This is a genomic window from Arsenophonus endosymbiont of Aleurodicus floccissimus, from assembly GCF_900343025.1.
GTDB lineage: Bacteria > Pseudomonadota > Gammaproteobacteria > Enterobacterales > Enterobacteriaceae > Arsenophonus.
Window position 1 is genome coordinate 113,064 of the sequence record NZ_OUND01000001.1, and the last position, 25,527, is coordinate 138,590.

The following is a 25,527-nucleotide window of genomic DNA, read 5'->3' on the forward strand; positions in this document are numbered from 1 at the left end:
TTAATTTGTAATATTTATAAGCTCGAATTGGAGGAGATCTTATGGACATAGATCTACAAAATAAAATATTTGCTATTACAACACAGTCTGAATTGGGACGTAAATTTGGTAAACGTCCACAAACAATTAGTGTTTGGTTTAAAAATCATGTCCCAGCTGAATGCGTTTTTTCTATGGCTAAAGCTCTAGAATGGGAGGTCACACCCCACGAGTTACGCCCTGATCTTTACCTAAACCCAATAGATGGCATCCCTGCTGATAAGCAAAATACCATCTAAGTAACACCGTTCTTTAACATTTTGACTCGCTCTGAATATGCGTTAGAGCCACTACAACCTCATAGGAATATCGAGTTCGGGAATTTTATTACTTAAGGATTATCCATCATGGAAACAACAATTATACGCAAATCAAATGCGAAACAAATCGAAGCCAGGATTAGGAAAGGAATTTTATTAACTTCTGGTAGGGAAGTAGTCAAAACTATTGGCGTTCACGAATCACAAGTAACACGTTGGCAGGCAGAAAACGGATTGGTTGTGAAGATGGCAAAACTACTTGATGCTATTAGCTACGACTCACCATCACAGGATGTTGTCATTACGAATATCTCAGGCGAAGAAATACGCAAGCTGATTGACATGCTAGAACATTTAAGATTGCTAAAAAAAAGAAGCTTCAAAGTTAAAAAACGATGAAGCCTCTAAATGTCAGATAGAGCTTTGCTTTTGATTAATATTTCAGGAAGTTTAACCGAAGGGAAACCACAAATTTCCCTTTTTTCTTTCAATTTCAGCGAAGTCATTATGCACAAAAATCCATGTTTTTGCCAGTCAAATATCCATAAAAACATTATTCGAGAGAGGGGCAATCGCTCTTTCACGGAGTTAGCCGCCAAGAAGCTAAAAGCCGCATTTGAAGATGCAAAATTAAGGCTTAAACATCGTCAAGAATCAATTCGAGGTAATCAATGAAACATCTCACTCCAACCGAGACAGTTAACCAAATTGGTCGTTTAAATTTGTCTGGTAATATTATCCCTGCTAACTGGTGATCACATTAAAAGGCCAAGTGGAAAGCCTGATAGCACGGCTATTATTTTGTTGTCTGAAATTATTTACTGGTATCGTCCATCTGAAATCAGAGATGAGTCTACGGGTGAACTGAAAGGATGGCGCAAGCGTTTTCAGAGTGACAAATTACAGCGTAGCTATCAATCTTTTGCTGATCAATTCGGATTTACAAAACGAGAAGTGACTGATGCTTTAAAACGATTGAAATCGCATGGTATTATTACACTAGAACTCCGTACAATTAATACTTCAACAGGGGCTTGTAGCAATGTTTTGTTTATTGAATCTGTTCCTGCGCGTATTGATGAAATAACCAACTCTAGACAATTCACTGATAATCAACTTGAATCAGAGTCAGTTTATGTAACACCTCCTACGTTGAAACGTAAGACGTATACAGAGACTACTACATAGATTACTACAAAGAATAAAAACATATTGATCAAACCCGTTCGATCTGAGGTTGAAAAAACAGAGTTTGGAATGATAAAACCCAATCCAAATCCGATTGATGTAGTGTTTGAAGGCATATTCTGGCCACAGGTTCAGCGTAAGGTGGGTAAGCAATCAGCCAAATCAGCATTTAGAACTCAATTCAAGTTGTGGCGGAAAGAAATAGGTGAGACACCGGAACAGTTTGCAGAATTTCTCGTAGCTGATATCCGTGTTAGATTACAGGCTAATCAATTTGGTTTTGAAAAGTTACATCCTACCACTTACCTCAATGGTAAACGCTGGCTGGATGATAAACCGGTAATACAATCACATTCAACCAAACCCCAAACAACGACCACATCAACGTTTACGGTTAGTAACGGACTGGTATTTTTCTAAAAAATCATCATGAAATCAATTATTAAATCAATACTCATCCGTGGGTACAACTACGGCTGGCTGAGTGCTGGCATTGTTCAATACGGTTTTAACAAATTTAATCTGAGGGAAGCATGATAACCATTACGGAATTATCTGAGCGCTTATGGCTTGATGTTGTCAGAGTGGCTAAATATCTCTTACCTGAAGGCAAAAAAGAGAGTCATGAGTGGGTAGCAGGCTCTGTGCATGGGGAGTCGGGGAAAAGTTTAAAAATTAATCTCTCTTGCAAAAAAGTTTGGTCAGATTTTGCTTAGGGAACAGGGGGTGATTTACTGGATTTGTGGGTTCAGGACAGGGACTGTAGTTTGCATCAGGCGATGGTAGAGGCAAAACAGTTTCTAGGGATAGCAGATGAATACGGTGCATTTGAAGCAAAACGGAAAAAACAGTTTAAACGCCCACAAACAGCATCACTGAAAAAAAACGTTAGTAAACCGCATAACTGTTACGAATATCTTCAAGCACGAGGCATAGACCGCAAAACGGCAGAAGAATTCCAAGTCAGTGATGCGATTGTCTGGTCATCTGAAGATAACAGGAAATTACCCGCTATAGCGTTCCCTTACAAGCGAGAAGGCGAGCTAATACAGGTTAAGCGCATTAGCACAGTAAGACCTAGTGGGAAGAAGGTTATTTTCAGTTGAAGCAGATTGTGAGCCTCGCCTGTTTGGCTGGCAAGCTCTACCTCAAGCGATTCGTGCAGTCATATTGTGCGAGGGTGAAATTGATTGCATGAGTTATCATCAGTACGGGTTAAGTGTGTTATCGGTTCCCTTTGGTGGGGACTGTGGTGCCAAGCAACAGTGGATTGAGTATGAATTTCATAACCTTGATCGCTTTACTGAAATCTGGTTGTCGATGGACAATAACGAAGTGGGACAACAAGCAGCGTTAGAAATTGCTCGTCGATTAGGGGAATATCGGTGTCGTTTGGTCAAATTGCCCCACAAGGACATTAACGAATGTTTACAGGCTGGCATGACACAGCAGGAAATTGTACACTACCTTGAAACAGCCTCTTATTTTGACCCTGAAGAACTCTGTACAGCAAGAGATTTTTATCAGAGTACGCTTGATGCATTTTACGGTAGAGAGGAATATTTGTTCAAGACACCATGGGAGTCATTAAATCGCCATTTCAGTTATCGTGAATCTGAGTTAACGCTACTCAATGGGGTCAATGGACACGGTAAGAGTGAAATTTTAGGGCATATTCTGTGTGAAGCGATGTGTCGGAAATGAGAGCTTGTGTTGCTTCGTTTGAGTTAAAACCTGCAACGTTTCTAAAGCACCTAACCCGTCAGTCAACATGCACTAAATTACCCTCACAATTAGAAATTGAATCGGCTTTTAAGTTTTATGACGATAGACTCTGGTTATTTGGCTTAACAGGGACAGCGAAATCATCACGATTACTGGAAATATTTAAATATGCAAACCGCCGATATGGTATCAATCTGTTTATCATTGATAGTCTCATGAAATGCGGACTTGCCGATGATGATTGCAACGGACAAAAAGCCTTCATGGATGCATTGTGTGATTTTAAAAACAAAACCTCAAGCCATGTTATTTTAGTAATACACAGTCGTAAATCGGAAAGTGAAGAAAAACCCGCAGGGAAAATGGACGTAAAAGGTTCAGGTTCAATCACTGACCTTGCCGATAACCTTTATCATCTGGCGTAATAAGCGCAGAAAAAGGGCATTACAGAAGCGAGAGGCTAGTCAAATATTGACTGAAAAAGATCAGAAATATTTAAAAGAGCCTGCATCCATATTGTGTTTAGAAAAGCAGAGAAACGGGGAAGGATGGGAAGGAAAAATCTCATTGTATCTGGATAAACAAACCCATCAATTTTAGGCAGAAGAAAATACAAGCCCTTACAAATTAACATCGCCAATATGCCCAACAGTGACTATAACTAAATTTGGATGAACAACAACGTATCAAAAGATTGATTTTTATTACTTAAATACCCTCATCAAACCAGCAGGACACCTCAAATGAAATACCTTATCGCGAAGCAACCCTTGTTAAAAATAGCGGTGCACCTGTGCATTGGCAGCGCTATAGTGACAAGATGCTCTCAAAGCAGGATTGCCTGAAAATGTTATCGAAATGTGATAAGAATGAATTTAACCACTATCGACAGAATGAAATAAAAATAAGACTGGAACGGTTCGCTTGTAGAAAAGTTTGCTGATATAGCTAAGCGACTTTAAAATGATTACAAGTAATTACTCTATATCAGTAAATTTATATTGAATAAAAACATATCTCTTTGTAATCAAAATAATGTCGCCTAGCTATAAACTCTCGGTACTAAAAATCTCACTTGTCATTACCTTCATCCGTTAAAACCCACTCAAATTAAATAGGCAACAATATGAAAATGCAAAGCATGGCAATCCGCCGTGAGAGGCTTTTTTGCGCCCAAAGTGAAGACCCCAGTATTTTAATTCAACATAGAACCGAGCCAAGGATAGATAGCCGGCTGTTTGCTAAACGGCTAAGTATTAAACACAAACATCTTTATGAATTAATCAGAAAGAACTCAAAAAACTTACGTGAGTTTGGCATCCTTCCGTTTCAAACTGAGCGATTAAATACTGTTCAACTGGGCGCCCATGAACATCAGTATGTTCTACTCAATGAAAACCAGTTTGATTTTATGTGTCGTATTGTCCGTGGACGTGATTACCAGAAAATAACGTAATTTAAACTGGATCTGACAAAAGCATTCGCTAAAAAACGGGCGGCTGAACCTATCCGAAGAGAGTATTTACCCTATTACCATGAGTCCCGTGATGCTTTACGTGATTTAGGTGCCGAGAAGCACCATTACATCAATCTGGCCAATATTGAGAATCGGTTAGCCGGTTTATGTTTAGGTGAACGGAGTAAAGCCAACGAACAACAGCTGGGTATTTTACTTTGTATGCAGAAGATAGAACAAGCTGCATTTCAGGCGGCCATTCAATCAGGCCTATCGCCGACTCAGGCAGTACCCGAAGTGAGTAAATGCATCGATATGTTTGCAACGCTAATGACGCCATCTCAGCAGATAGAAAGAAGCTGACAAATGCAATTGATAGAATCACAAGCCATTAGAGAAGTTGTTATTTCTAGTACCTGCTGGGCAGCGATTAATAACGGTACCTGCACATTAACGGATTTAGGACTGAGACACAATGGCAATGGTCTGGTATGGCTTAACTCTGGGATTTTTGTTCATGAGGCAGATAGCGATATTAGACTAACAGGTCAGGATAAGCAATCTTATGATTACCATTCAGGGTTGCGCACAGCTAATAGATTGAAAAGTAATGGTTATTATAAATTTGTGCAGCCCAAAGATATTGATAGTTATGCACTGAATATTATTTGCAAAGTCAGTCAGTAATTCACTGAACGGAAAGAGGGTTCCCCTTTAGCTACCTGCGCATTGTTGATTGACCAACAAGCACGGAAAAAAGCTATCGATAATTGGACGCTTTACTGTCATCCGGAACAAGGTGATAAATATACCATTCTGAATAAACATTATCATCGAGCATTGATGAAAATCTATCATGCTAAAGGCTGGCAAGCTGAACCGCTAGGATATATCGGGAGCTTAATCCGCTCCGCAATGACGCGGAATTTAGCCAACTCTTGAAGCGACTGGGTTATATCAAAGTACGTACCAGAAAGATAACCGGAAAGCTCAATGATTTTTGGATTTACCGATGTAAAGATAAAACGCTCAAAGAGGTGCGCACAAAAGAAAGCATTAAAAACAATAATTTAACTACATTTGTGCAGTATACAAAATAACCAATGAAAGCGTTTAAACCTCTTTTGGTCTATGGGGAATACCGTTATGTTTATGAAGATTATATCCATTTTTTGACAAAGAAACGTCAACGGATAGCAGGTAAACATTTAACAGGTTATACCGCTAAAGGCGTTGAGATGAGAGAGATTAAGCTATGAATGAAAACTTATAACATCACCGTTCCTTTCCCACCTTCTATTAATCACTACTGGTATCACGCCAAACACAAACACTTCATCACCGTAAAAGGTAAATTATATTGTCAGTTGGTAGTTGCTGAAATAATGCGTTAAAAGCTTTATAAGTAATTATCACAACGATTAGGGGTCGAGATAAGGGTATATCCGCCTGACCGTCGCAAGCGAGATTTAGATAACCTAATGAAAGCGCCGATTGATGCCCTGTGTCATGGTGGTTTGATAATTGATGATGCGCAGATAGATGTGTTGCATATCGAGCGGAAAGAAATCGTTAAGGGTGGGAAACTGATTATCAATATTTGGCAAATTGAGTAGCAGGAATGATGATGCGCAGAGACATTCAACAAGTGTTAGCACGATGGGAAACCTGGGCCCGGGATAACGACACCGCGATAGACTGGTCGCCGGTAGCGGCAGGTTTTAAGAGATTACTCCCTTTACGCTCATCCTTGCGCCCTTCGTGCTCAGATGATGATGGGCTGATTATCGATAATTGCGTTTTACAACTGCAAAAAGTGTGCTAGCCAGAAGAGCTAAACTTGATTATCGCGTATTACGTCAAGGGTTATTCGAAGCGGGCTATCGCACGCCGACATCGAGTGGATGAGCGGCTAATCCGGGCAAAATTACAGATTGCTGAAGGATTTATTGACGGTTGCTTATCCCTGCTGGCTATGCGATTAGACATGGACCCTAAGGTTAAAATTTATTCGCCCAAAAAATGTAAAAAAAAGTATTAGTGCGGTCCGCAAAAAGTTTGGTAATGTAGTATGAATCGTAGCTTGTAAAGCTCAATAAGTTGTTCTACAACCGTAATTTGGTTTGCAGTTTTGCTGTGTAACATGAGTGGTTATTATTATAGTATAGTAAAAATTTCTCCTGCTATCTATTGAAAATCATATTTATCGAACAAGTTGGTGATTAGAAGTTTGTTTTAAAGAAAACTCTACCTCCATTAACATAAAGCTATAAGGATGGTAAAGTTCTTAACTTTTCTAACGATACGTGGCTAAGTATACTAAGCTTATGCTTTTCTGAAAATGGAGAAAAACTTACTAAAAAAGGAAGTAGTGGTTGGTGTTACACTGATGTAATAAATGATTATAGCGAAGAAATTCTATCCACTGAGAATTTTCAAATAGAACCCCTGTCAGTTAAAATAAAAAAAACATTTAATATTTTATAAAGAAAACGAAAATATAAATATTATTATGTATGTTTACAGCTATGATGCAAATAAAATAAAACGGATTTCAGTCAATCTTGATACTAATAATGGCAAGCATTTTACTACCGCAGATAATCCTGTTGGTGCAGAGAAAATGTCTGTCGCAATTAAAACACTAAGACCTATTTACTATGGTACCAAAAATGTAGATTTTAATTATACTGACTTTAGTAGAGGGGGAGGAAAAGTGGTCAAAAGATAAGTATGTTTATTTAACGACTAGGCAAAGAAATTATAATTTAACTACTGTGTATAATAATAATAGATTTATAAAAAACTACAGTTTTTCAAGTTTTTCAGAAACTGAAAATAATAAACAATTAGGAAGTGGTTGGTTTTATTTCGATTTTCATAGATACCTTTATGTTGGTTATTGTTGGCAACCTGATGTAATTTCACCACATACTGTGACAATTTGATGATCAAGACGGAATAACACTTTTTATTCAAAGTACAAATTTTTACACATAGAGACAGGGATGATTATAATTTTCGTTTTTGTCCTTTTGTTAAAGAGGACCATGAAGGAGATTATGAGGAGGGTTTTGCATCACTTATATTGTATAAATTTACTATGCACGAGAGTGATGCTGTTCAACGAGAGTGGAAGGACTGCGTTAAAAGCCCAACAGTTAAGGTTACTGACTTTTATGGCAATGAAGGAACTTTTCAACTAGCATTTAACGACAGTGATAATTTTGATATACCTGGCATCGTATGATTGGCTGACTATTAAAAAATAACAGAATGGTTAGTAAAAATTATTTCTATATTAATTACCCAATTTAGCTGATTGTCAATTGATAGCGCTTAATTTAACAATATTTTGGAAACAATATAATCATGAATACACCTTCATACTATACTAATGCGGGTAATTTTATCAGCGCCGCTCAGGGTGGCGTTGACCCGCGAACTGGACTTTTTAACGTTCACCTCCCGCTGGTAAATACACAGGCGAATGCATTAATGGGCCCCAGGTTATGGCTCGCCCTCTCATACTCACCGTTATCCACTGTCAATAACGGTTTCGGGATAGGGTTTAGGCTTAATCTCTCCCAATATAATAAAAATACCCGACAGTTATTGCTTTCTAATGGTGAGGAATACCGGATTGGTAACAATAACCAAGTAAAACAACAACAATTAAAAAACTTTATCTTTAAAAAGTTAGATGATAACACCTGTCAGATTATCTATAAATCCGGCCTCACAGAATGCCTTACTTTGCATAGCGGTGAAATTTATGTTCCCACTAAGATTTCATCTACTGATGGGCGTTCACTCAATTTGGCATGGGATTCACATTTTTCTCCGGCTCGGCTAACTCGGGTCACTGATGATAACGGACATATTCTTTGCTCTGTGGCTTATCCCGATAATACCTCTGCCATCACACGTTTCACACTTTTACAGGATAACGTAGAATTTAGCTACAACATCATTTTTGCGTTTAATAATGAAAGGCTGATAAGCATTACCAGTGAGGCTGTCACCCCTACATTGACTTGGTCTTTTGACTACGATGATATTGACCCACAAGGGAGTTATAGGGTTATTACAGGTGTTCATTCACCTACTGGGCTGATAGAAAAAGTCAGCTATTACACTCAGGCGGAAGATAGAATGGCTTTTCCGACCATAGCCAATCTCCCTCCATTGCCCTGTGTGCATCAGCACAGGCTTATCCCTGGCGCGGGACAGCCTCAACAGGTCACCCTATGGACTTACACCAAAGAAAAAAATTACTTAGGGAACAATGCTCAGATGAATCAATGGCAACCTGACCAGGACGCAATGCTAAATATACTGCTTGTTGATTATCAATATGGGTCGACTGCTGAGCTAAAAAACGCAGAGGGAGTAACATTGAGCGAGGTGACCAGACGTTACAACTCATATCATCTTATGGTGTCTGAAACAACAGTCAGAGATGGCAAAACCCACGTCAGTGAGACCGAATATTACGCGAAAAAGGGAGTCGAATTTGTCAAGCAACCAGCTCAATATGTATTACCAACAAAACGTACAGAATCCTGGTGCGAAGACGAAGAGTGTGAAAAAAAAGAACGCACCCGCAGTACAGTTACGCTTTATCAATTTGATGAATTTGGAAATCCCGTTCGTCAAGAAGCGCCGGATGGGACAATTAGTGAATATACCTATTATCCGGCCGCCGGCGAAGGCAACGAGTGTCCGGCCGACCCGTATGGGTTTACCCGGTATATAAAAACACAAACTGTCACCCCACCGAAAAAAAATGGGGATGAAGCAATAAGCATGACTCGTTACACCTGGCAGAAATTGGAAGCATTAACAGGTAACGGATGTGCCATAGTGCAGAAAATAGTCGAACAAACCACGGGTAATAAACGTAGCTTAATGAATAATACCTATTATTCTGATAAGATTTCACCGGCACTATATGGTCGAGTTAATTGTCAAGATGTTACGTTGACACCCGATATTAATCAAAAAGAAACGTTTACCAATAAAGAGCTATTCACTTACAACATTACGGCTAATAAAATCACTGAAAATCGTGAGTTTATTGGACACGATGGTCTAACAGCAAAAAAAACTACTGTTCGTCACCCGTGGATAGGCAATGTGCTATCTGAAACTTCAGCCCAAGGAATAGAAATAAGTTATGCCTATGATAAACTGGGGCGTCTTATAAATCGTACCCTCTGCCCGGGTTCAGACTATGAAACCACCACTATCTGGGAGTATGGTGTGGGTAATGGAGGTCCCTATTTAATCGAAACAGATGTTTTCGGAAATAAAAATAAGACTGGTTTTGACGGTGCTGGACGTGCTATTAGTGAGCAACGATTCGATGCAGAGACTGCAAAGTGGTACGAAACTTTTTCATGTGCGTACAATTCCTTAGGTGAAATTAGTACAGGCTTGGTAACAGACTACCTACCTGCAGGTAATCCCAACAATTACTCCATGACAGCAAACATTACCTATGGTGGATGGGGATACGAGAAAGAAGTCGTGTTTTCTGATGGTATAAAAACACTACGACAGACTGACCCTATTGTGCTCACACAAACGGTGTATTGCCAGGGTGGCACAGGTAACACTGCGCTTACCAGCGGTAACATAACCACAATCCTTGATGAAAAAAGTCAACTTCCAACTAGAAAAATATTACAAGAAAACATCACCGGACAAGCATATAGTTCCAGCGATTATATTTGGGACGGACTGGGCCAGCTGCGGGAGGAAAAAGATGAGCTCGAGAGGGTTACGAAAAGAACCTATGATGAATATGGTCGAGTGTTAACTCAAATATTGGCTGACGGCACCATCGTTAGCCGAACATATGCAGCACACTTAACGGATAATTATGTCGCCTCCATCAGCGTCACAGGACCCGATGCCAATGGCACGTCCAAAATCTGGGCGCTCGGGACGCAAACATTTGATAGTCTCGGAAGGGTGACAAAACGCGTCAGCGGTGGCCGCACTACTTCATACAGCTATCAGGGTGCCTCGCCAGTACCGTCAATGGTTACATTGCCATCGGGTAAAACGGTGGAATACACTTATATTTCAGAGCTAGATAATGTTGTTAGCAGCATGAAGGCTGATGGCATTATCCAAACATTCAATTATGACAAGAAAACCGGAAAATTGCTGAACGCTCAAGAAGCGAATTCCAAGCTTGAAAACACTTGGTCAAAGGCCGATCAGTTGAAAGAAGAGGCATTTTGGCATAATGCGCAGAACCGCAAAGCAAAGCATACTTATACTCTGAAAGGCGCCCCGGTTACCTATACCGACGTTGCTGGCAAACAAACGCAATACAGCATGGATGCATATGGCCGCGTCACCAGTATTACCGATGATAGCTTAACAGTTAACCTGACCTATGATGCACTAGGGCGATTAAATAGCCAGACAGTGCGGGGTAAGGCTTCCACCTCGTCTTTGACGACTGCGTTCAATTATGACAGCTTTGGGCGCGAAATTACCCGTACCATCACCGATAAACGTGGCATCACAGTGATGTTGGCTCAATCTTGGTTAAAAAACGGCCTACTGGCTTCACGCACTACACAGAAAAACGGTATTAAACTGCGGGAAGAACAATATGGTTATGACGAACGTGACCGGCTAGTAAGTTATACTGCATTGGGTGATAGTCTACCGATTGACACGTATGGACATAGAATGACCGCACAAACTTACCGTTATGACGCGTTAAATAACCTAACGTCAGTGAAGACCACTCTAGCTGACCGCAGCACGAATATGGCGACCTACAGTTATCAGAACGCTAGCGATCCTAGCCAACAGACAACGCTAACTAATACACACGATAACTATCCGAAGACCATCAACTTAAGCTATGACGCTGAAGGTCGAATGACGCGTGATGAAGCAGGCAGAACTCTTACCTATGACGTCATGGGACGTTTGACTAGCGTGAGCGATGAAAAGACCCACCGCTCAGGTACCTATAGTTACGATGCATTAAACCGCTTGATTACCCGTAATGCCAGCAACAATGATACGAGGGAACTGTATTATCGTGGGGCTGAATTGGTTAATGAAGTAACTACCTCAACAAATAAAGAAACTCGGCTGATTAAAACCGGTCATACCTGCTTGGGTATCACTGACGACAAGGGACTGACGCTAACAGCTGGAGACAAAAACGACAGTTTGCTATGGTCTGAAGATACCGGTACGTCTAACGAAGGTGAGCTTCACGTCTGGTCACCATATGGCAGTGGTAAACCGAGTGATAGGCTTCCTGGTTTTAACGGCGAACGTGTTGACCCAGTAAGTGGTACGTATCATTTAGGCAACGGCTACCGAGCCTACAATCCGGTCCTAATGCGTTTTAACTGTCCGGATAACCTCAGTCCCTTTGGTACGGGTGGTATTAATCCTTATGCTTACTATTCAGGGGACCCCATCAATCATACCTACCCTTCAGGTCATCTAAGCTGGCAGGCGATTACAGGGATTATAGCGGGCACCATAGGACTTGGTTTGGCAGTGTTTACAGCTGGTTCATCAATAGCAGCTGCCGGTGGCGTTATGGCGGCCCTGAGTTCAGCATCAGCCTCTTCACTGATTATCGTTGGGCTGGGTGTTGCTTCGGATATCACGGGCATAGCTAGCGGCGCGATGGAAGATTCAAATCCGGAGGCTTCAGCTACTCTGGGCTGGGTATCACTAGCTACGGGGCTGGCGGGGATGGCGGTGGGCATTGACAACTGGGGTACTAACAAGGTTTTTGGAAAAAATGGTAGTTATAATCTTTCTAGGTCATTAAAAACCTCAACTTTTCGACCTGATGACTATAATGGAGGCCCTAGCTTTTTTTGCTGGAAACGGAACAAATAGAACTCCAAAATGGCACCCAATTAGTCATAGGGGGAAAGTCATTTATGTTTCAGATCAGGAAGTTACTTATAATGACGTACTTGATCTTATTACGAGAATCAATAATAAAAAAAATAAACTAACAGGGAACCCTAGAAATATAACTGTTATATCTGCAACACATGGAACTGAATTAGGGGATAACTTTGCAGTCAGTGGATTTCGTCGTAAGGATCTTATTCATAGAGATTTTTATCGTGAAGATAGACGTCTCAAAAAAAATTTTTGATAAAAATATTACGATAGATGTTCGTACATCTTCAAAAATGACTGCAAAAAATTATAAGCATATTTATGATGAGCCTTCTTGTGATGTAATTTTAGCTTTTTGTTTTAGTCGCAATAACAGTTCACTTTGTGAACATCTTGATTTACCACTTATAACTCTTTATCTAAGTGATTTTTATGATAATATAGAGTTTGGCCATATAGATCTTATTTCACTTTAAAGTTATATATTGTGGAAAAATACACTACCGGCTCCGCTTACAGCTGGAGCTTTGCCACTCGTCTATTGGGCGTATTTTCCTCAGTGACTGGACGCTGATTACTGGCATCGTTTGTACGCTATTGACCTGTGGGGTGAATTGGTGCTACCGGCATAAGGAATACCGTTTTCGTGTGAAAAAAGAGAATGAGTCCTGACCTTAAACGACGACTGGTGACTGCGATGGCCGGAGGTGCCATTGCGATTTCGGCAGTATTACTACAGTGGCACGAAGGACTCAGGCATAAACCTTACAAAGACGGTGGTGGTATATTAACCGTGTGCTACGCGGGTATACCGGGAAAGAGGTTACTCCCAGTAAGCGCTACACAGACGCGGAATGTCAGGCTTTACTGGATAGTGACCTGAAGGCGGCGATTGCGGTGGTTGAGAGTAACGTTATCGTGCAGCTTACGGACACACAGAAAGCCGCACTTACCTCATTTGTCTACAACGTGGGGAGTGGGGCTTTTGTGCAGTCAACGTTACTGAAAAAACTGAATGCCGATGATATGCGTGGCGCCTGTAATGAGATGCGGCGGTGGAAATATGACGAAGGCAATGTATCAAAAGGGCTGGTTAATCGCCGAGCGGTAGAACGTGAACTGTGTCTATCGGATTAACATTATGTACGTCAAATTCCTTTTCGCAGCGATATTATTTATCATAATCACCGCACTTTCCATCGTGGTCCGGTTTCAATATGTTGAGAACGTCCGTCTAAAATTGGCCAACCAGTCGATAATAGCCGAGCGTGATGCTGCACGGGCACAGTTTACCCATTATGCGCAGGCAGTTGATATTTTTAACACGATAGCGGGAGCCACCGAGGATGCGCACCAACAGGCGATACACGAATCGCAGCCCGAAATGGTTGAGATACAAAAAACGATTACGCCTGAACGCTGTGCTCGTCTGCCTGTGCCTACTGCCGCTATTAACCGGTTGTGTGCACACGCAGATAAAATATCTCCCCGTGCCACCAGCACCCATTCCAGCAACGTTACTCGATGATTGCGCCCTGCCGGTGATATCGGAACACATGACCTGGGGCGATAGCCTGATACTCAATGAGCAATTGCTGCTGGCGCTGGAGATGTGTAACCAAGATAAAGCGGCGATAAGGCAAATTGAAAAGCAGCGAGAATAACTGCCGAGGCTTCGTCATTGAAAATAGGAAAAAGGATAGTCAACAATGAAAAGGGCAAGCGGCGTTACGCCTGTTCCCGTCAATCGGGAGACTAAAAGAGGGTGAGTAAGAAGAAAATAGGGCGGTCGAGTAAGTTAGCCGTGAGCCTCGAAAAGGCCAACGCCTATTTAATGAGCGAATACAAAACCGTGGGGGATGTTGTACCCAGTGTGGCGGGTTTAGCCTGTTATTTAGCGATAAGGCGGTCTATCGCACAGGAATATGCCAAGGAAAATAGTGCTTTTTCGGGCACGTTAGCGGCCATCAAAACGACTCAAGAAAATAGCTTGATAAATAAATGGCTGACAGGCGAATTTAATGCTACGATAGCCAAGCTAATGTTATCTAATCACGGTTATGCAGAAAAACAAGAAACTGCGCTTACAGATAAAGATGGCGGTACGATTGAAACAGATAGCAAGATGACCATTGAATTTGTAGGCATGCCTAAATGTGAAGGTACAAATTAGCGAAAAGTTCGCTCCCATGTTCAAACCGAAACGCATCAAAGTTTACTTTGGCGATCGGGGTGGTATGAAAACGGTTTCGTTTGCTAAAATAGCCTTAATCACGGCCGCAATGTATAAGCGCCGGTTTTTATGTTTGCGGGAATTTATGAATTCGATTGAAGATTCTGTCCATGCGGTATTACATGCCGAGGTAGCTACGTTAGGATTACAAGCCCGATTTCGGGTGCGCAATAGCTACATTGAAGGCATCAATGCGTTTATTTTCAAATATGGCCAGTTGGCGCGTAATATTGCTTCTATCAAATCCAAACATGATTTTGATGTTGCATGGGTAGAAGAAGCGGAGACGGTATCGGAAAAAAGTTTGGATACGCTCATTCCCACGATTCGCAAGCCCGGCTCTGAGCTGTGGTTTTCCTTTAATCCTGCCGAAGAAAACGGTGCCGTTTATCAGCGATTCGTCAAGCCATATAAAGCGATAATCGATACGCAAGGTTACTTATAAAGATGATGAGGTGTATGTTGGCAAAGTGAGCTACCTGGATAATCCTTGGTTACCGGCATAACTTAAAAATGATGCGCAGAAGATGAAACGGGAAAACTATAAAAAATGGCGGCATGTTTATGGGGGCGAATGTGATGCGAATTACGATGATGTATGAATTCAGCCTGAGTGGGTAGACGCGGCGATTGATGCACACACCAAGTTAGGCTTTCCGCCAAGAGGGATACGTGTTGTCACTTTCGACCCGGCTGATTCTGGTCAGGACGAGAAAGCCTTATCAAAACGCTATGGTGTGCTGATTGAAGATTGCGTGAGCTGGTTAGAAGGTGATGTTGCTGATGCTACCCTAAAGGCTTTTGATGAAGCCTTTGACTATCTAGCTGATGATTTTATTTATGACAACATTGGTTTAGGTGCGGGTACAGTAAAAACTCATTAAGACATAACAATGATGGTAATAAGATGGTGGTGACGGGCTTTGGCGCTGGGGATCCGCCCGATTATCCTCATGAAATCTATGTGCCAGGGAATGGTGAATACCTTCCCTCTTCAAATAATGATGACAGAACCCACCGTGATACCTTTAAAAATAAACGCGCACAATATGGGGTTTATTTAGCCGACCGATTTTATAAAACGTGGCGTGCCGTTGAAAAGGGCGAATATCTCGATCCGGATGCGTTGATAAGTCTGTCTTCGAAAATAGCCAAACTGTCACAACTGAAGTCAGAGCTCATTAAGCAACAATGAAAACGTACACCATGTAACCGATTTATCCAATTGATGAGCAAAGATGAGATGCGAGCGAAAGGGCTTAAATCACCCAATATGTCGGATACGCTGATGATGTCATGTGCCAATCCTATCCGCATAACAGAAGACACGGAAATCGTTGTCTCCTCATCGTCAAGTTAGTCATGATGGCTGAAACATTACAAAAAAGGCATAAGCAAATTATGCGCAAGTTTGACCGGGTGCACTCACCACAAGCAGCCGTGAGAGAAAAATGTATCGAGGCGACAAGATTCCCGGGTGGGCAATGGGAAGGGGCAACAGCCGCGGGCTCTGAATTAGGCAACCATTTTGAAAAGTATCCGAAGTTTGAAATTAATAAAATATCGACGGAGCTCAATCGAATAATCAGCGAATATCGCAATAATCGCATTACAGTGAAATTTAGATCGGGTGATAATGCCGCCAGCGAAGCGTTAGCCAATAAACTCAACGGGCTATTCCACGCCGACTACGAAGCGTGTCATAACACCTTTGATGATGCCTCTACCGGGGGGCTTTGGTTGCTTTCGGCTAACGACACATTGGGTCAATGAAGCTGATCCGATGGATGAGAGACAGCGGATAGCGATGGCGCCCATTTATGATCCGGCGCGTTCGGTTTGGTTCGACACGGATGCGAAGAAATATGATAAATCTGACGCAGAATGGGCTTTTTGCATGTACGCACTCTCTGCTGAAAAGTATCAGGCGGAATACAACAAAGACCCGGCCACGTTAAGTCGTGGCATTAACCGATCATGGGATTACGATTGGTATGATGTTGATGTGGTTTATATCGCTAAATACTACGAAGTAAAAAAAGAGTCGGTGGATGTTGTGTGTTTTCAAAACCCCTTTAGCGGTGAAATTGTCACCTATGACAGTGACCAAACCAATTAGAAAAGGTGGTCGACGAACTGATTGAGATTGGTTTCGTTGAAGTGGCTCGAAGAACCCTTAAGCGCCGGCGGGTTTATGTCTCGGTGGTGGATGGTGATGACTTTCTTGAAAAGCCACAGCGCATACCCGGTGAGCATATCCCGTTTAATTCTGGTGTATGGTAAGCGGTGGTTTATCGATGATGTTGAGCGAGTGGAAGGGCATATCGCAAAAGCCATGGAAGCCCAGCGGCTTTACAACTTACAGGTGTCGATGCTGGCAGATTCGGCCACGCAGGATACCGGTTCCATTCCCATTGTCGGTAAGAGTCAGATAAAAACCCTGGAGAAATATTGGGCGAATCGAAATAAAAATAGGCCGGCTTTCTTGCCACTCAATGAGATTGTTGACAACAAGCAAGGCAATATTATTGCGCCCCCACGCCACTCGGATACACGCAACCCCAGCCACTGAATCAGGAGATGGCCGCGTTATTACAGCAAACCGGGGCGGATATCCAGGAGGTGACGGGTTCAAGCCAGGCGATGCAGCAAATGCCCAGCAATATAGCGAAAGAAACCGTTAACAATCTGATGCATCGGTCCGATATGTCCTCATTTATCTATTTAGACAATATGGCGAAGAGCCTTAAGCGCGCGTGTGAAGTTTGGTTGTCAATGGCCCGTGAAGTCTACGGCTCGGATAGACAGGTTCGCATTGTTAATGCGGACGGGACTGACGATATCGCCTTAATGTCGGTGGTCATCAACGATAAGCAGACCGGGCAAGTGTTGTCCATGAATGATTTATCCAGCGGTCGTTATGATGTTACGGTCGATGTGGGGCTGTCTTATACCGCAAGACGGTATGCGACGGTTTCAGTGCTGACCAATCTGTTGGCTGGCACGTTACCGCAAGACCCGATGCGGGCCGTTGTCCAGGGTATTATTTTAGACAATATGGATGGTGAAGGCCTCGACGAGTTTAAGGAATATAACCGTAAACAGTTATTAACCCAAGGCGTCGTTAAACCGCGCAATACGGAAGAAGAGCAGATAGTTGCGCAAATGATGCAGCAATCACAACAGCCTAATGCCGAACTTGTCACCGCTCAAGGGGTATTAATACAAGGTCAGGCGGAGGTTCAAAAAGCCAAGAACGAAGCGCTCGCTATTCAGGTGAAAGCCTTTCAGGCACAAACGGAAGCACGGGTAGCAAGAAGCAAAAGTGGTCCAGCTACTTGCCGCTGCTGACAGCACTAAACGCGCGGAAATTCGGGAAGCCCTTAAAATGCTCCACAAACTCCAGAAAGAACAAGGGGATGGGGCTAGAGCGGATGCTGAGTTAATGCTAAAAGTCACCGATACGCCGCATAGACAACCTATTGATACGGCGAAAACCCTTCAATCTCAACATAACCCACCGTCTCCTGCGGACTTCTCGCAGCGTTAAGGGGGAGTAGTAAAATGGAAAATGAACTGATTATTGATGGTCAGGCGGTCTCTGCGCCTGAAAATTCAGAACCACAAGAGCAGGATATCAACGATCATACTTAAGCAGAAAGTGAAAAAAAAGCGACTCAAGAGCAAGAAATTGCTGTCAATGGCAGCCCTAAAGTTCATTCAGATCAGAAAACCGATCCGGAACAAGATTACACTTTACAAATCGGTGATGAAGAAATTGCGTTGAATGATGATTTTGTCGAAGATAAGGTGGCCCCACAATGGGTGAAAGATCTTCGTAGAGGTTTTGAAAAAATACAGAAAGAAAATCGAGAACTGAAACGACAACTTTAGGAATTAACAGCCAAACAGTCGCATCAGCTATCGCAAAATAATCATGATGATTTCATGTTAGCTAATAAACCCATGCTTGAGTCTTGTGATTATGATGAAGAAATATACGATAAAGCGTTAACAGATTGGCAAAAACTCGAGCAGCAAAAGCAACAAAGCAAGATTTATCAGCCGCCTGAAATCACATCAAGAACACGCAGCCAGATTGCCTGTGAAAGATTACCCAGAGATGCAAGCGATTATTCGTTCAGAAGTGCCCGTATTGCAGCAGGAGATTTTAATCCATGCCGCCGATGAGGGAAGTGAGCTGATTACTTATGCGCTGGGTAAAAACAATGCTTTGCGCCAGCGGCTGACCGCTGAGAATGATCCAATACGTGCCGCGTTTCTGTTAGGTCAAATTAGCCAGAAGGTAAAACTGGCGCCCAAACCTAAAAAGACACCTAAGCCAGAGCCAGCGCTAAAAGGGGGTGCAGGAAACGTGAAATCCGATGAATTTAACAAATTGTGCCCCGGTGCAATGATTGAATAAGGGTATAAAAATATGGCAAATAATTTAGAATCAAATATCAGTCAAATCGTTTTAAAGAAATTTTTACCTGGCTTTATGTCAGATCTTGTGTTGTGTAAAATCGTTGATAGGCAATTATTATCCGGTGAGATAAATTCAAATACCGGCGATAGTGTGAGCATTAAGCGTCCGCATTAGTTCAAATCGTAAAGAACAGAAACCGGTGATATTACCGGAAAAGCGAAAAATAGTCTTTCTCGCGGGAAAAGCGACCGGCAAGGCGGGTAAATATATCACGGTGGCGGTTGAATGGACACAAATTGAAGAAGCGCTAAAGCTGAATCAACTTGAGCAAATTCTATCCCCGATTCATGAGCGCATAGTCACTGATCTGGAAACAGAATTAGCCCATTTTATGATGAACAATGGCGTATTATCGCTGGGCTCACCCAATACACCGATAAAGAAATGGTCAGATGCGGCTCAAACGGCCTCATTCATAAAAGATATTGGCATTAAAACCAGTGAAAACTACGCAGTCATGGATCCGTGATCAGCCCAACGGCTTGCGGATGCGCAGTCGGGTTTGCATGCCACCGAACAATTAGTCCGTACTGCTTGGGAGAATGCGCAGATATCGGGTAATTTTTTGGGGATCCGTGCCTTAATGTCTAATGATCTTGCATCAAGAGAGCAAGGTGATTTTGGTGGTACAATCACAGTAAAAACGGCACCTAACGTTGATTATCTGTCGGTGAAGGATGCCTACCAATTTACGGTAACATTGACCGGGGCGACACCGAGTAAGAAGAGATTTTTAAAAGCCAGTGATCAACTTAAATTTACGTCTACTCACTGGTTAAATCAGCAAAGTAAGCAAACGTTATATAATGGTTCGGCGGCAATGCGTTTTACAGCAACGGTATTAGAAGATGTTGATTCAAATGCCTCAGGGGATGTTACGGTTAAATTGTCGGGGGTGCCTATTTATGACGAAACCCATGCACAATATAATGCCGTTGACAGAAAAGTGAAGGCGGGGGATGAAGTCGCTATTATCGGCAGCGCGAAACAACAGATGAAACTTAATCTTTTTTACAATAAGTTTTTCTGTGGGTGAGGCCCATCCCCTTGCCAAAATTACATAGCCTTGACTCGGCAGTGGCTACCTATGAAGAGTTTTCTATTCGGGTCCACAAATATGCAGATGGCGATGCAAATAAGCAGATGATGCGTTTTGACCTATTGCCTGCCTATGTCTGTTTTAATCCACATCGGGGTGGTCAATTTTTTGGTAATCCTTAAATTTATGACAAAGTGGGCGCTTTAGTGCCCTTTTTATCTAGGTAAAGGTGGAAAGAAAAAGTGTTTTTGTGTGGGCTGATAATGAAGCCGGTTTTGTCCAGGCAGTGATAGCGACAAGGGATTTTCATGAGTTCAAAAAAAGGGGCTTTGTGGCGTCGATTGATGAAATAAAGGCAACCGAGAAAGCTAAAGCACCTCAAAATACGAAAAGGGCTCACGATGACACAACCGCTGACTAAAGGGGAGATTGTTCTGTTTGCCTTGCGCAAGGCGGATATCACCTCAGACGCCACATTAACTGCCGTAGAACCACAATCTGTTGAAGATGGCATTCATGACTTGGAAGATTTGATGGCAGAACGCCAGATTACATTTGGGGACCTGGGCTATTAGTTTTCAGCAGCAGAAGAAAATCCCTTACCAGATGATGCGTCAGGCCTGCCGCGCAAATATAAGCATGCCATTGGTTATCAATTGATGCTGAGAATGTTATCCGATTATGGTATTGAGCCGACGCCGAGACAAGAAGCGGCCGCCAGCGCATCCTATGACGCGCTGCTTATTGACACGCTTAGTGTTCCATCAATAGAAAGACGGGGTGATATGCCGGTTTGGCAGGGTAATAAATATACCGCGTTAGGGACTGAGAGTTATTATGCTGAGCGGGGGTTCCGTGCCAAAAATACAGATCCCGTTAGCTAAAGGATTAGTTAAAGAGGCCAAGACCGCCGATTATATTGATGCCTTACTGGTTAATCTATTAGCCACACCGAAAGAAGTCCTGAATACATCGGGTTATTTACGCTCTTTCTCTGGCATTGAGAAAAAGCAGGACGTAAAGGGTGTTTCACGGGGTGTCCATTTTAATACCAAAAAGATCGCGTGCTATCGGGTCTGTGGCAATAGATTTTATCGTAATGACAACGAAGTGGCTGATATAGCGGGAATGCGCCGCGTGTCGATGTCTCACTCGAGTCATAGTCAGGCGGTTTGTGTTGAAGGTAAACTCAAGTTATACGGATATAACGGTAGCAAGAAGGAATTATCAAACTGGCCAAAGGATAAATACCCGCAATATGATTTAGGTGAAGTGATTGATGTCTGTCGAAATCGGGGGCGTTACATCTAGTTACAAAAAGGGGGTGAACGATTTGGCGTCACGGATTTGGAAGATGAATCAAAACCGGATAGATATCGGCCTTTTTATGGTGCTGAATCGCAGCCAGATGGCATCGTTTCCGTCGACGCATGGCGAGACCTGATTGTTTGTTTTGGTTCGTCAAGTATCGAGTATTTCGCCTTAACCGGATCGGCGGATATGTCCCAACCGCTTTATAGTAATCAAGCCGCTTATATGATCCAAGGAGGTATTGCCGGTCGTGATTGTAAATGTCGTTATCAAGACAAATACGCCATCCTGAGCCATCAATCGACTGGGCAACCGGCTGTTTATCTCATTGGCGCCGGTGAAAAAAGTAAAATATCCATCGCCACCATCGATAAAATTATCCGTGATTATTCTGCGGATGAATTAGCGGCTTCCTTTATGGAGTCGATTCGATTTGACAACCATGAATTATTACTCCTTCACCTGCCCAAACACACGCTTTGTTTTGATGGCTCGGCAAGCCATCAATATTCACAATGGTCATTACTTAAAATCGGCTTTTACGATGAACCTTATCGGGCGATTGACTTCATGTTTTTTGATAATCAGATAACAGTGGGTGATAAGCGTGAATCATTGATTGGGAAATTAGTCTTTAATGCATCAAGTCAATATGGACAACAAGCTGAACATATTCTTTATACCCCGATGATAAAAGCGGATAATGCGTGATTATTTGATTTTGAACTGGAAGCGTCAACTGGAGTGGCTGAAATAGCGGATAAATTATTTCTATCTGTAACAACAGATGGGATTAACTACAGTAGAGAGCAGATGATAGAGCAAAATTCACCTTTCCGCTATGATAAAAGGATTATCTGGCGACGTATAGGTCGTGTCAGAAAAAATATCGGCTTTAAAATCCGCATTATCACGAAATCACCCGTAATCTTATCTGATTTTTCAATCAGGATGGCATAATGAACCTAGGTAATGCGGATAACCTGGTTGAAATCTAGGTTACGCACATTGACCCGACGATTTTACCGGCTAATTTTTCGACCGCCTACAGGATGATTGTCTTAAACAGTTTATCGGATATGGGCAGGGTGGCCGGTAAAGCCAATGAAGCGGCGGACGATGCCTATCAGTCGAAAACCAGAAATGATGAGCAAGATAGGGAACTGGTGACACAGGCGCAGCAGATTAATGCGGTTCAGGCAGACACTATTTCAAAATCGCAGGTTGATTTACAATCGCTCTCCTCGTCACTGAATGTCAAGACGGCTTATTTAGTGAATGGTATCAAAGTGATTGGCCAACGGGTGACAGGATTTACTGCTGCCACCGGAACGGCGTTGAAAGACGTGTTTAATGCGAATCAATCATTTAATGTAGGCACAACGTATAATCAGTCTGAAGTTCAGGCTTTAGCCAATGGATTAATCGCTGCCAGACAACGGATTAAAGCATTAGAAGATGCGTTACGTTCACACGGATTAATTGATTGATGGAAATTAAAGTGATTGAGAACATCGAACAATTTTATCGGTTTTTTACCGATAAAGCGAATATCGGTGATGCCGTGGAAAATAACGGGGATTATCAATTAAAAAATAATCAACTTTATGTCGGGGTTTATGAAGGATTGATGCTGGTTGGTTTCTTTTCAATCGAATTTATTCGTAACCAGTTGCTGGAAATCCATCCGATATTTGCGCCGGGTTTCCGGGGGAAATATGCATTGAGCGCCCCCAGAAGTTTTTCAAAATGGTTGATGGATAATGTCAGCTTCTCAACCGTGATGACGTATGTGCCTGAAAAAACGCCCTGGGCAAAAGTGATTTGCCAATTAATGAATATGCGAAAAGTGGGGGTGATTGATAACGCCTTGACGGCGGGTCATCACCAAATCAATATGACCCTGTATCAAGTAACAAAAGAGGAGTTAGCCAATGGGTGGAAGCAGCGGAGATAACGACGCTAACGAACAGGCTAGGGCGTCACGTGACGCCCTGGCCTTGCAAGGAGACCAATGGCATCAGGTCATGCAAAATTTGGCACCATATATGAAAGTGGGCGCCCCGGCATTAGGAGATTTGCAAAATCTGACGACATTAGACGTTCAAGGATAAGCATTAAACCAATTTTACCACTCTCAACAGTTTAATGATTTAGCCAATCAAGCTCGATATCAACAGGTAAATGCCGCCGAAGCGACAGGCGGTTTAGGGTCGACGGCCACCGGGAATCAATTAGCGGCGATAGCCCCGGCATTGGGTCAAAACTGGTTATCGGGACAGATGCAAAATTACGGTAATTTAGTGGGTATTGGTATGAATGCTGCCAGTGGACAGGCTGCAGCTGGACAAAATTACGCCAATAATGTCGGTGAGTTAGTACAGAACATTGGGGCGGCTAATGCCGCGGCGGCCAATAGTCCTTCTGGATTTCACCGTGCGTTAACCGGGGCAAGCATTGGCGAGATGAAGGGGGTATTGGTGGTCCCTGAGGTGCTGCCATCGGTGGTGGGCTCGGTCTGTTAGGGAGTTTATTTTAATCGGGAGTGATTATGGCAACGTTTCAACTGTCTGGCTTTCCAAGTCAGCAAATAAAAAATCAAACGGTAGGGAGCTTAGGGTTGCCCACCGTCCCATAATATGCTGAAAACGTCCTAATCCGGGCGTGATACTAGCGCAAGGCTTGGGTGGCATTTATGACCGATTGGCGGCTGGCAAACAACAGCAAGTCGAAGCCGATTTTATGGAATCCTTTGGTGCCGCTTATGCGGCCAATGATCGTCATGCCATGAAAAAACTCGCGGCGGCGCATCCTGAACACATAGAACGCATTCAAAAAGGGATGGGATTTGTTATCAGGATAGCAAGCAAATGATTGGCGATGCGGCAATGGATTTGCGCCTAGCGGCTAAAAGGGGGGATGAGCCTTTTATGGCGTGGTTACAAAAAATACACCGGTATTACGTCAACTCGGTTTGACACCGGAAGCCGCGTTTTTATCCTATAAGCAGGACCCGCAGCAATTTGATCAAATTACCGATTTAATTGGCCTGCACGCATTGGGGCCAGAAAACTATTTTGACATTCAGGATAAAATGGTAAGGCGTGACATTGATAAAAATAAACTGTCTGTCACGATGCGAGGACAGGACATCAGTAGAGAAAATGCGTTAACGACTGCCTATGCGCCGCTGCAAAACTATCGTCAATACGTTAAAATGCTTCAGTCAGATCCGGATGCGGCGGGTATTAATACCGTCAGTAAAAAGCTCATGAAGGTTGAGAAAAATGACGATGGCTCAGTAACCAAATATTACACGGATGGGAGTGAAGAAACGGGAAAAATAAACCAGCCTATTGCGGGTGATGGTATGAAGCCAATCAACCTCCCACACGCGCAAAGTATCATGGATAAAGCCAATGAGGGATCAAAAAAAGCAGCGGGATTCGCCCTCCGCCTGAAGGATTCCATGGATTCAATGCATGGAATTAGGGAAAAAGATAGACACTAAACGGGTGGCATTAATCAATCGCTAGTTGGGTGATGGAACACTGGCAAACCTGAGTCTGTCTCCGATAGAACAACAATATATGGTAAATGCACGGGATGCCCTGTATGCCATTCCTCGGCCAGAAACCGGCGCGGCCATTACTCTTCCAGAAATGCAAGAATATGCGAAAATGTATTTACCTCAGCCTGGTGATTCTAACCTCGCAACGGGGAAACAAAAATGAAAAAGATACAAGGACAATACAACGCACTGAGAGGTTAATCAGGAAGAGTCTATAATGCTTTGGTCGTCTCTTCCGCGGCCAACAATCAACTTCAGCAATCAGGGGGTCACTATACATCAAAGTCCGGCATTCAATTTAAGGT

At 42.7% G+C, this 25,527-nt stretch carries 37 protein-coding genes and 9 pseudogenes; all 46 read left to right on the forward strand.

Annotation, left to right across the window (positions count from 1 at the left end; genetic code table 11):
- Nucleotides 1-41: 41 nt before the first annotated feature.
- The 46 genes and pseudogenes from ARADI_RS00615 to ARADI_RS16920 all read left to right on the forward strand — a co-directional run bounded on the left by ARADI_RS00615 (nt 42) and on the right by ARADI_RS16920 (nt 25,385).
- On the forward strand, nt 42-278 hold the full coding sequence (locus tag ARADI_RS00615; protein ID WP_119710830.1) for a transcriptional regulator: 237 nt from the start codon (nt 42-44) through the stop codon (nt 276-278).
- A 108-nt stretch (nt 279-386) separates the two neighbouring features.
- Nucleotides 387-698, forward strand: a complete 312-nt coding sequence (locus tag ARADI_RS00620) for a CII family transcriptional regulator (RefSeq protein WP_119710831.1) — start codon at nt 387-389, stop codon at nt 696-698.
- A gap of 9 nt (nt 699-707) precedes the next feature.
- The gene (locus tag ARADI_RS00625) at nt 708-974 is read left to right on the forward strand and encodes a hypothetical protein (protein ID WP_119710832.1); all 267 of its coding nucleotides are present in this window, start codon (nt 708-710) and stop codon (nt 972-974) included.
- Between the two features lie 126 nt (nt 975-1,100).
- Nucleotides 1,101-1,487: a hypothetical protein gene (locus ARADI_RS00630; RefSeq protein ID WP_182853007.1), complete on the forward strand. Its 387-nt coding sequence runs from the start codon at nt 1,101-1,103 to the stop codon at nt 1,485-1,487.
- Between the two features lie 69 nt (nt 1,488-1,556).
- Nucleotides 1,557-1,907: a DNA replication O domain protein gene (locus tag ARADI_RS00635; protein WP_147392327.1), complete on the forward strand. Its 351-nt coding sequence runs from the start codon at nt 1,557-1,559 to the stop codon at nt 1,905-1,907.
- A gap of 116 nt (nt 1,908-2,023) precedes the next feature.
- Nucleotides 2,024-3,877, forward strand: a pseudogene (locus tag ARADI_RS00640) (toprim domain-containing protein).
- An 83-nt stretch (nt 3,878-3,960) separates the two neighbouring features.
- The gene (locus ARADI_RS20400) at nt 3,961-4,155 is read left to right on the forward strand and encodes a DUF1187 family protein (RefSeq protein WP_369406964.1); all 195 of its coding nucleotides are present in this window, start codon (nt 3,961-3,963) and stop codon (nt 4,153-4,155) included.
- A gap of 183 nt (nt 4,156-4,338) precedes the next feature.
- Nucleotides 4,339-4,668 carry a Rha family transcriptional regulator gene (locus ARADI_RS16880; protein ID WP_238149050.1) on the forward strand — a complete coding sequence of 110 codons (330 nt, stop codon included), beginning with the start codon at nt 4,339-4,341 and terminating at the stop codon, nt 4,666-4,668.
- A gap of 222 nt (nt 4,669-4,890) precedes the next feature.
- Nucleotides 4,891-5,031, forward strand: a complete 141-nt coding sequence (locus ARADI_RS16885; protein ID WP_238149051.1) for a hypothetical protein — start codon at nt 4,891-4,893, stop codon at nt 5,029-5,031.
- Between the two features lie 3 nt (nt 5,032-5,034).
- A complete protein-coding gene (locus ARADI_RS00655) occupies nt 5,035-5,355 on the forward strand; it encodes a hypothetical protein (RefSeq protein ID WP_119710836.1) in 321 nt (106 codons plus the stop codon).
- A gap of 45 nt (nt 5,356-5,400) precedes the next feature.
- On the forward strand, nt 5,401-5,610 hold the full coding sequence (locus tag ARADI_RS00660; protein ID WP_119710837.1) for a hypothetical protein: 210 nt from the start codon (nt 5,401-5,403) through the stop codon (nt 5,608-5,610).
- A 161-nt stretch (nt 5,611-5,771) separates the two neighbouring features.
- Nucleotides 5,772-5,927 (forward strand): hypothetical protein, encoded by a 156-nt coding sequence (locus ARADI_RS00665; RefSeq protein ID WP_182853009.1) that lies wholly within the window; start codon nt 5,772-5,774, stop codon nt 5,925-5,927.
- Nucleotides 5,928-6,062, forward strand: coding sequence for a RusA family crossover junction endodeoxyribonuclease (locus tag ARADI_RS19270; RefSeq protein ID WP_255420576.1), 135 nt, complete (start codon nt 5,928-5,930; stop codon nt 6,060-6,062).
- A 33-nt stretch (nt 6,063-6,095) separates the two neighbouring features.
- Nucleotides 6,096-6,284, forward strand: a pseudogene (locus ARADI_RS00670) (RusA family crossover junction endodeoxyribonuclease); the annotation flags it as partial.
- Between the two features lie 11 nt (nt 6,285-6,295).
- Nucleotides 6,296-6,743, forward strand: a pseudogene (locus ARADI_RS00675) (antiterminator Q family protein).
- Nucleotides 6,744-7,180: 437 nt separating this feature from the next.
- Nucleotides 7,181-7,399 (forward strand): hypothetical protein, encoded by a 219-nt coding sequence (locus ARADI_RS00680; protein WP_119710839.1) that lies wholly within the window; start codon nt 7,181-7,183, stop codon nt 7,397-7,399.
- A gap of 372 nt (nt 7,400-7,771) precedes the next feature.
- Nucleotides 7,772-7,918 carry a hypothetical protein gene (locus tag ARADI_RS00685; RefSeq protein ID WP_182853010.1) on the forward strand — a complete coding sequence of 49 codons (147 nt, stop codon included), beginning with the start codon at nt 7,772-7,774 and terminating at the stop codon, nt 7,916-7,918.
- 122 nt (nt 7,919-8,040) lie between these two features.
- Nucleotides 8,041-12,567 (forward strand): RHS repeat domain-containing protein, encoded by a 4,527-nt coding sequence (locus ARADI_RS00690; RefSeq protein ID WP_119710840.1) that lies wholly within the window; start codon nt 8,041-8,043, stop codon nt 12,565-12,567.
- Complete coding sequence (locus ARADI_RS19275; RefSeq protein WP_182853011.1) at nt 12,527-12,835, forward strand: hypothetical protein; 309 nt, start codon at nt 12,527-12,529, stop codon at nt 12,833-12,835. Before ARADI_RS00690 ends, ARADI_RS19275 begins: the two co-directional genes overlap by 41 nt.
- The gene (locus ARADI_RS20405; RefSeq protein ID WP_119710842.1) at nt 12,804-13,055 is read left to right on the forward strand and encodes a hypothetical protein; all 252 of its coding nucleotides are present in this window, start codon (nt 12,804-12,806) and stop codon (nt 13,053-13,055) included. Before ARADI_RS19275 ends, ARADI_RS20405 begins: the two co-directional genes overlap by 32 nt.
- Before the next feature lie 106 nt (nt 13,056-13,161).
- Nucleotides 13,162-13,251 carry a phage holin family protein gene (locus ARADI_RS16895; protein ID WP_238149210.1) on the forward strand — a complete coding sequence of 30 codons (90 nt, stop codon included), beginning with the start codon at nt 13,162-13,164 and terminating at the stop codon, nt 13,249-13,251.
- Nucleotides 13,241-13,716 (forward strand): annotated as a pseudogene (locus ARADI_RS00710) (lysozyme). The gene ARADI_RS16895 and the pseudogene ARADI_RS00710 overlap by 11 nt, the downstream one beginning before the upstream one ends.
- A 4-nt stretch (nt 13,717-13,720) precedes the next feature.
- Nucleotides 13,721-14,107 (forward strand): hypothetical protein, encoded by a 387-nt coding sequence (locus tag ARADI_RS16900; protein ID WP_119710843.1) that lies wholly within the window; start codon nt 13,721-13,723, stop codon nt 14,105-14,107.
- A complete protein-coding gene (gene lysC / locus ARADI_RS20410) occupies nt 14,070-14,243 on the forward strand; it encodes an Rz1-like lysis system protein LysC (RefSeq protein ID WP_439647062.1) in 174 nt (57 codons plus the stop codon). The genes ARADI_RS16900 and lysC overlap by 38 nt, the downstream gene beginning before the upstream one ends.
- Nucleotides 14,244-14,344: 101 nt before the next feature.
- A complete protein-coding gene (locus tag ARADI_RS00720; protein ID WP_119710845.1) occupies nt 14,345-14,752 on the forward strand; it encodes a terminase small subunit in 408 nt (135 codons plus the stop codon).
- Nucleotides 14,753-14,768: 16 nt separating this feature from the next.
- Nucleotides 14,769-15,257 carry a phage terminase large subunit gene (locus ARADI_RS16905; RefSeq protein WP_238149052.1) on the forward strand — a complete coding sequence of 163 codons (489 nt, stop codon included), beginning with the start codon at nt 14,769-14,771 and terminating at the stop codon, nt 15,255-15,257.
- Nucleotides 15,258-15,567: 310 nt separating this feature from the next.
- On the forward strand, nt 15,568-15,696 hold the full coding sequence (locus ARADI_RS19280) for a hypothetical protein (protein WP_255420577.1): 129 nt from the start codon (nt 15,568-15,570) through the stop codon (nt 15,694-15,696).
- Nucleotides 15,697-15,725: 29 nt separating this feature from the next.
- Nucleotides 15,726-16,007 (forward strand): terminase large subunit, encoded by a 282-nt coding sequence (locus ARADI_RS19285; RefSeq protein WP_255420578.1) that lies wholly within the window; start codon nt 15,726-15,728, stop codon nt 16,005-16,007.
- A 33-nt stretch (nt 16,008-16,040) separates the two neighbouring features.
- Nucleotides 16,041-16,172: a hypothetical protein gene (locus ARADI_RS19290; RefSeq protein WP_255420579.1), complete on the forward strand. Its 132-nt coding sequence runs from the start codon at nt 16,041-16,043 to the stop codon at nt 16,170-16,172.
- Nucleotides 16,173-16,174: 2 nt separating this feature from the next.
- Nucleotides 16,175-16,585, forward strand: coding sequence for a portal protein (locus ARADI_RS22020; protein ID WP_500781954.1), 411 nt, complete (start codon nt 16,175-16,177; stop codon nt 16,583-16,585).
- Nucleotides 16,527-16,931 (forward strand): portal protein, encoded by a 405-nt coding sequence (locus ARADI_RS22025; RefSeq protein WP_500781956.1) that lies wholly within the window; start codon nt 16,527-16,529, stop codon nt 16,929-16,931. The genes ARADI_RS22020 and ARADI_RS22025 overlap by 59 nt, the downstream gene beginning before the upstream one ends.
- 5 nt (nt 16,932-16,936) lie before the next feature.
- Nucleotides 16,937-17,095, forward strand: a complete 159-nt coding sequence (locus ARADI_RS22030) for a portal protein (protein WP_500781958.1) — start codon at nt 16,937-16,939, stop codon at nt 17,093-17,095.
- Complete coding sequence (locus ARADI_RS22035; RefSeq protein ID WP_500781959.1) at nt 17,028-17,384, forward strand: portal protein; 357 nt, start codon at nt 17,028-17,030, stop codon at nt 17,382-17,384. The genes ARADI_RS22030 and ARADI_RS22035 overlap by 68 nt, the downstream gene beginning before the upstream one ends.
- 8 nt (nt 17,385-17,392) lie before the next feature.
- Nucleotides 17,393-18,163, forward strand: coding sequence for a portal protein (locus ARADI_RS22040; RefSeq protein ID WP_500781961.1), 771 nt, complete (start codon nt 17,393-17,395; stop codon nt 18,161-18,163).
- 37 nt (nt 18,164-18,200) lie between these two features.
- The gene (locus tag ARADI_RS22045) at nt 18,201-18,362 is read left to right on the forward strand and encodes a hypothetical protein (RefSeq protein ID WP_500781963.1); all 162 of its coding nucleotides are present in this window, start codon (nt 18,201-18,203) and stop codon (nt 18,360-18,362) included.
- 14 nt (nt 18,363-18,376) lie between these two features.
- Nucleotides 18,377-19,238: pseudogene (locus ARADI_RS00735) on the forward strand (phage capsid protein).
- Nucleotides 19,239-19,250: 12 nt separating this feature from the next.
- Nucleotides 19,251-20,522 (forward strand): annotated as a pseudogene (locus ARADI_RS00740) (P22 phage gp5 family major capsid protein).
- Nucleotides 20,523-20,569: 47 nt separating this feature from the next.
- Nucleotides 20,570-20,761, forward strand: a complete 192-nt coding sequence (locus ARADI_RS00745; RefSeq protein ID WP_119710846.1) for a hypothetical protein — start codon at nt 20,570-20,572, stop codon at nt 20,759-20,761.
- A pseudogene (locus tag ARADI_RS00750) lies at nt 20,742-21,224 on the forward strand (packaged DNA stabilization gp4 family protein). Before ARADI_RS00745 ends, ARADI_RS00750 begins: the two are co-directional and overlap by 20 nt.
- Nucleotides 21,196-22,611, forward strand: a pseudogene (locus ARADI_RS00755) (packaged DNA stabilization protein). The pseudogenes ARADI_RS00750 and ARADI_RS00755 overlap by 29 nt, the downstream one beginning before the upstream one ends.
- A 92-nt stretch (nt 22,612-22,703) precedes the next feature.
- The gene (locus ARADI_RS00760) at nt 22,704-23,141 is read left to right on the forward strand and encodes a DNA stabilization protein (protein WP_439647063.1); all 438 of its coding nucleotides are present in this window, start codon (nt 22,704-22,706) and stop codon (nt 23,139-23,141) included.
- Nucleotides 23,141-23,608: a DUF2824 family protein gene (locus tag ARADI_RS00765; protein ID WP_119710847.1), complete on the forward strand. Its 468-nt coding sequence runs from the start codon at nt 23,141-23,143 to the stop codon at nt 23,606-23,608. Before ARADI_RS00760 ends, ARADI_RS00765 begins: the two co-directional genes overlap by 1 nt.
- A pseudogene (locus ARADI_RS00770) lies at nt 23,586-24,190 on the forward strand (P22-gp17 family phage DNA ejection protein). The gene ARADI_RS00765 and the pseudogene ARADI_RS00770 overlap by 23 nt, the downstream one beginning before the upstream one ends.
- 125 nt (nt 24,191-24,315) lie before the next feature.
- Complete coding sequence (locus ARADI_RS19295) at nt 24,316-24,525, forward strand: phage DNA ejection protein (RefSeq protein ID WP_255420580.1); 210 nt, start codon at nt 24,316-24,318, stop codon at nt 24,523-24,525.
- A 100-nt stretch (nt 24,526-24,625) separates the two neighbouring features.
- On the forward strand, nt 24,626-25,162 hold the full coding sequence (locus ARADI_RS19300; RefSeq protein WP_255420581.1) for a phage DNA ejection protein: 537 nt from the start codon (nt 24,626-24,628) through the stop codon (nt 25,160-25,162).
- A 25-nt stretch (nt 25,163-25,187) separates the two neighbouring features.
- Nucleotides 25,188-25,385: a hypothetical protein gene (locus ARADI_RS16920; RefSeq protein WP_238149053.1), complete on the forward strand. Its 198-nt coding sequence runs from the start codon at nt 25,188-25,190 to the stop codon at nt 25,383-25,385.
- Nucleotides 25,386-25,527: the final 142 nt, after the last annotated feature.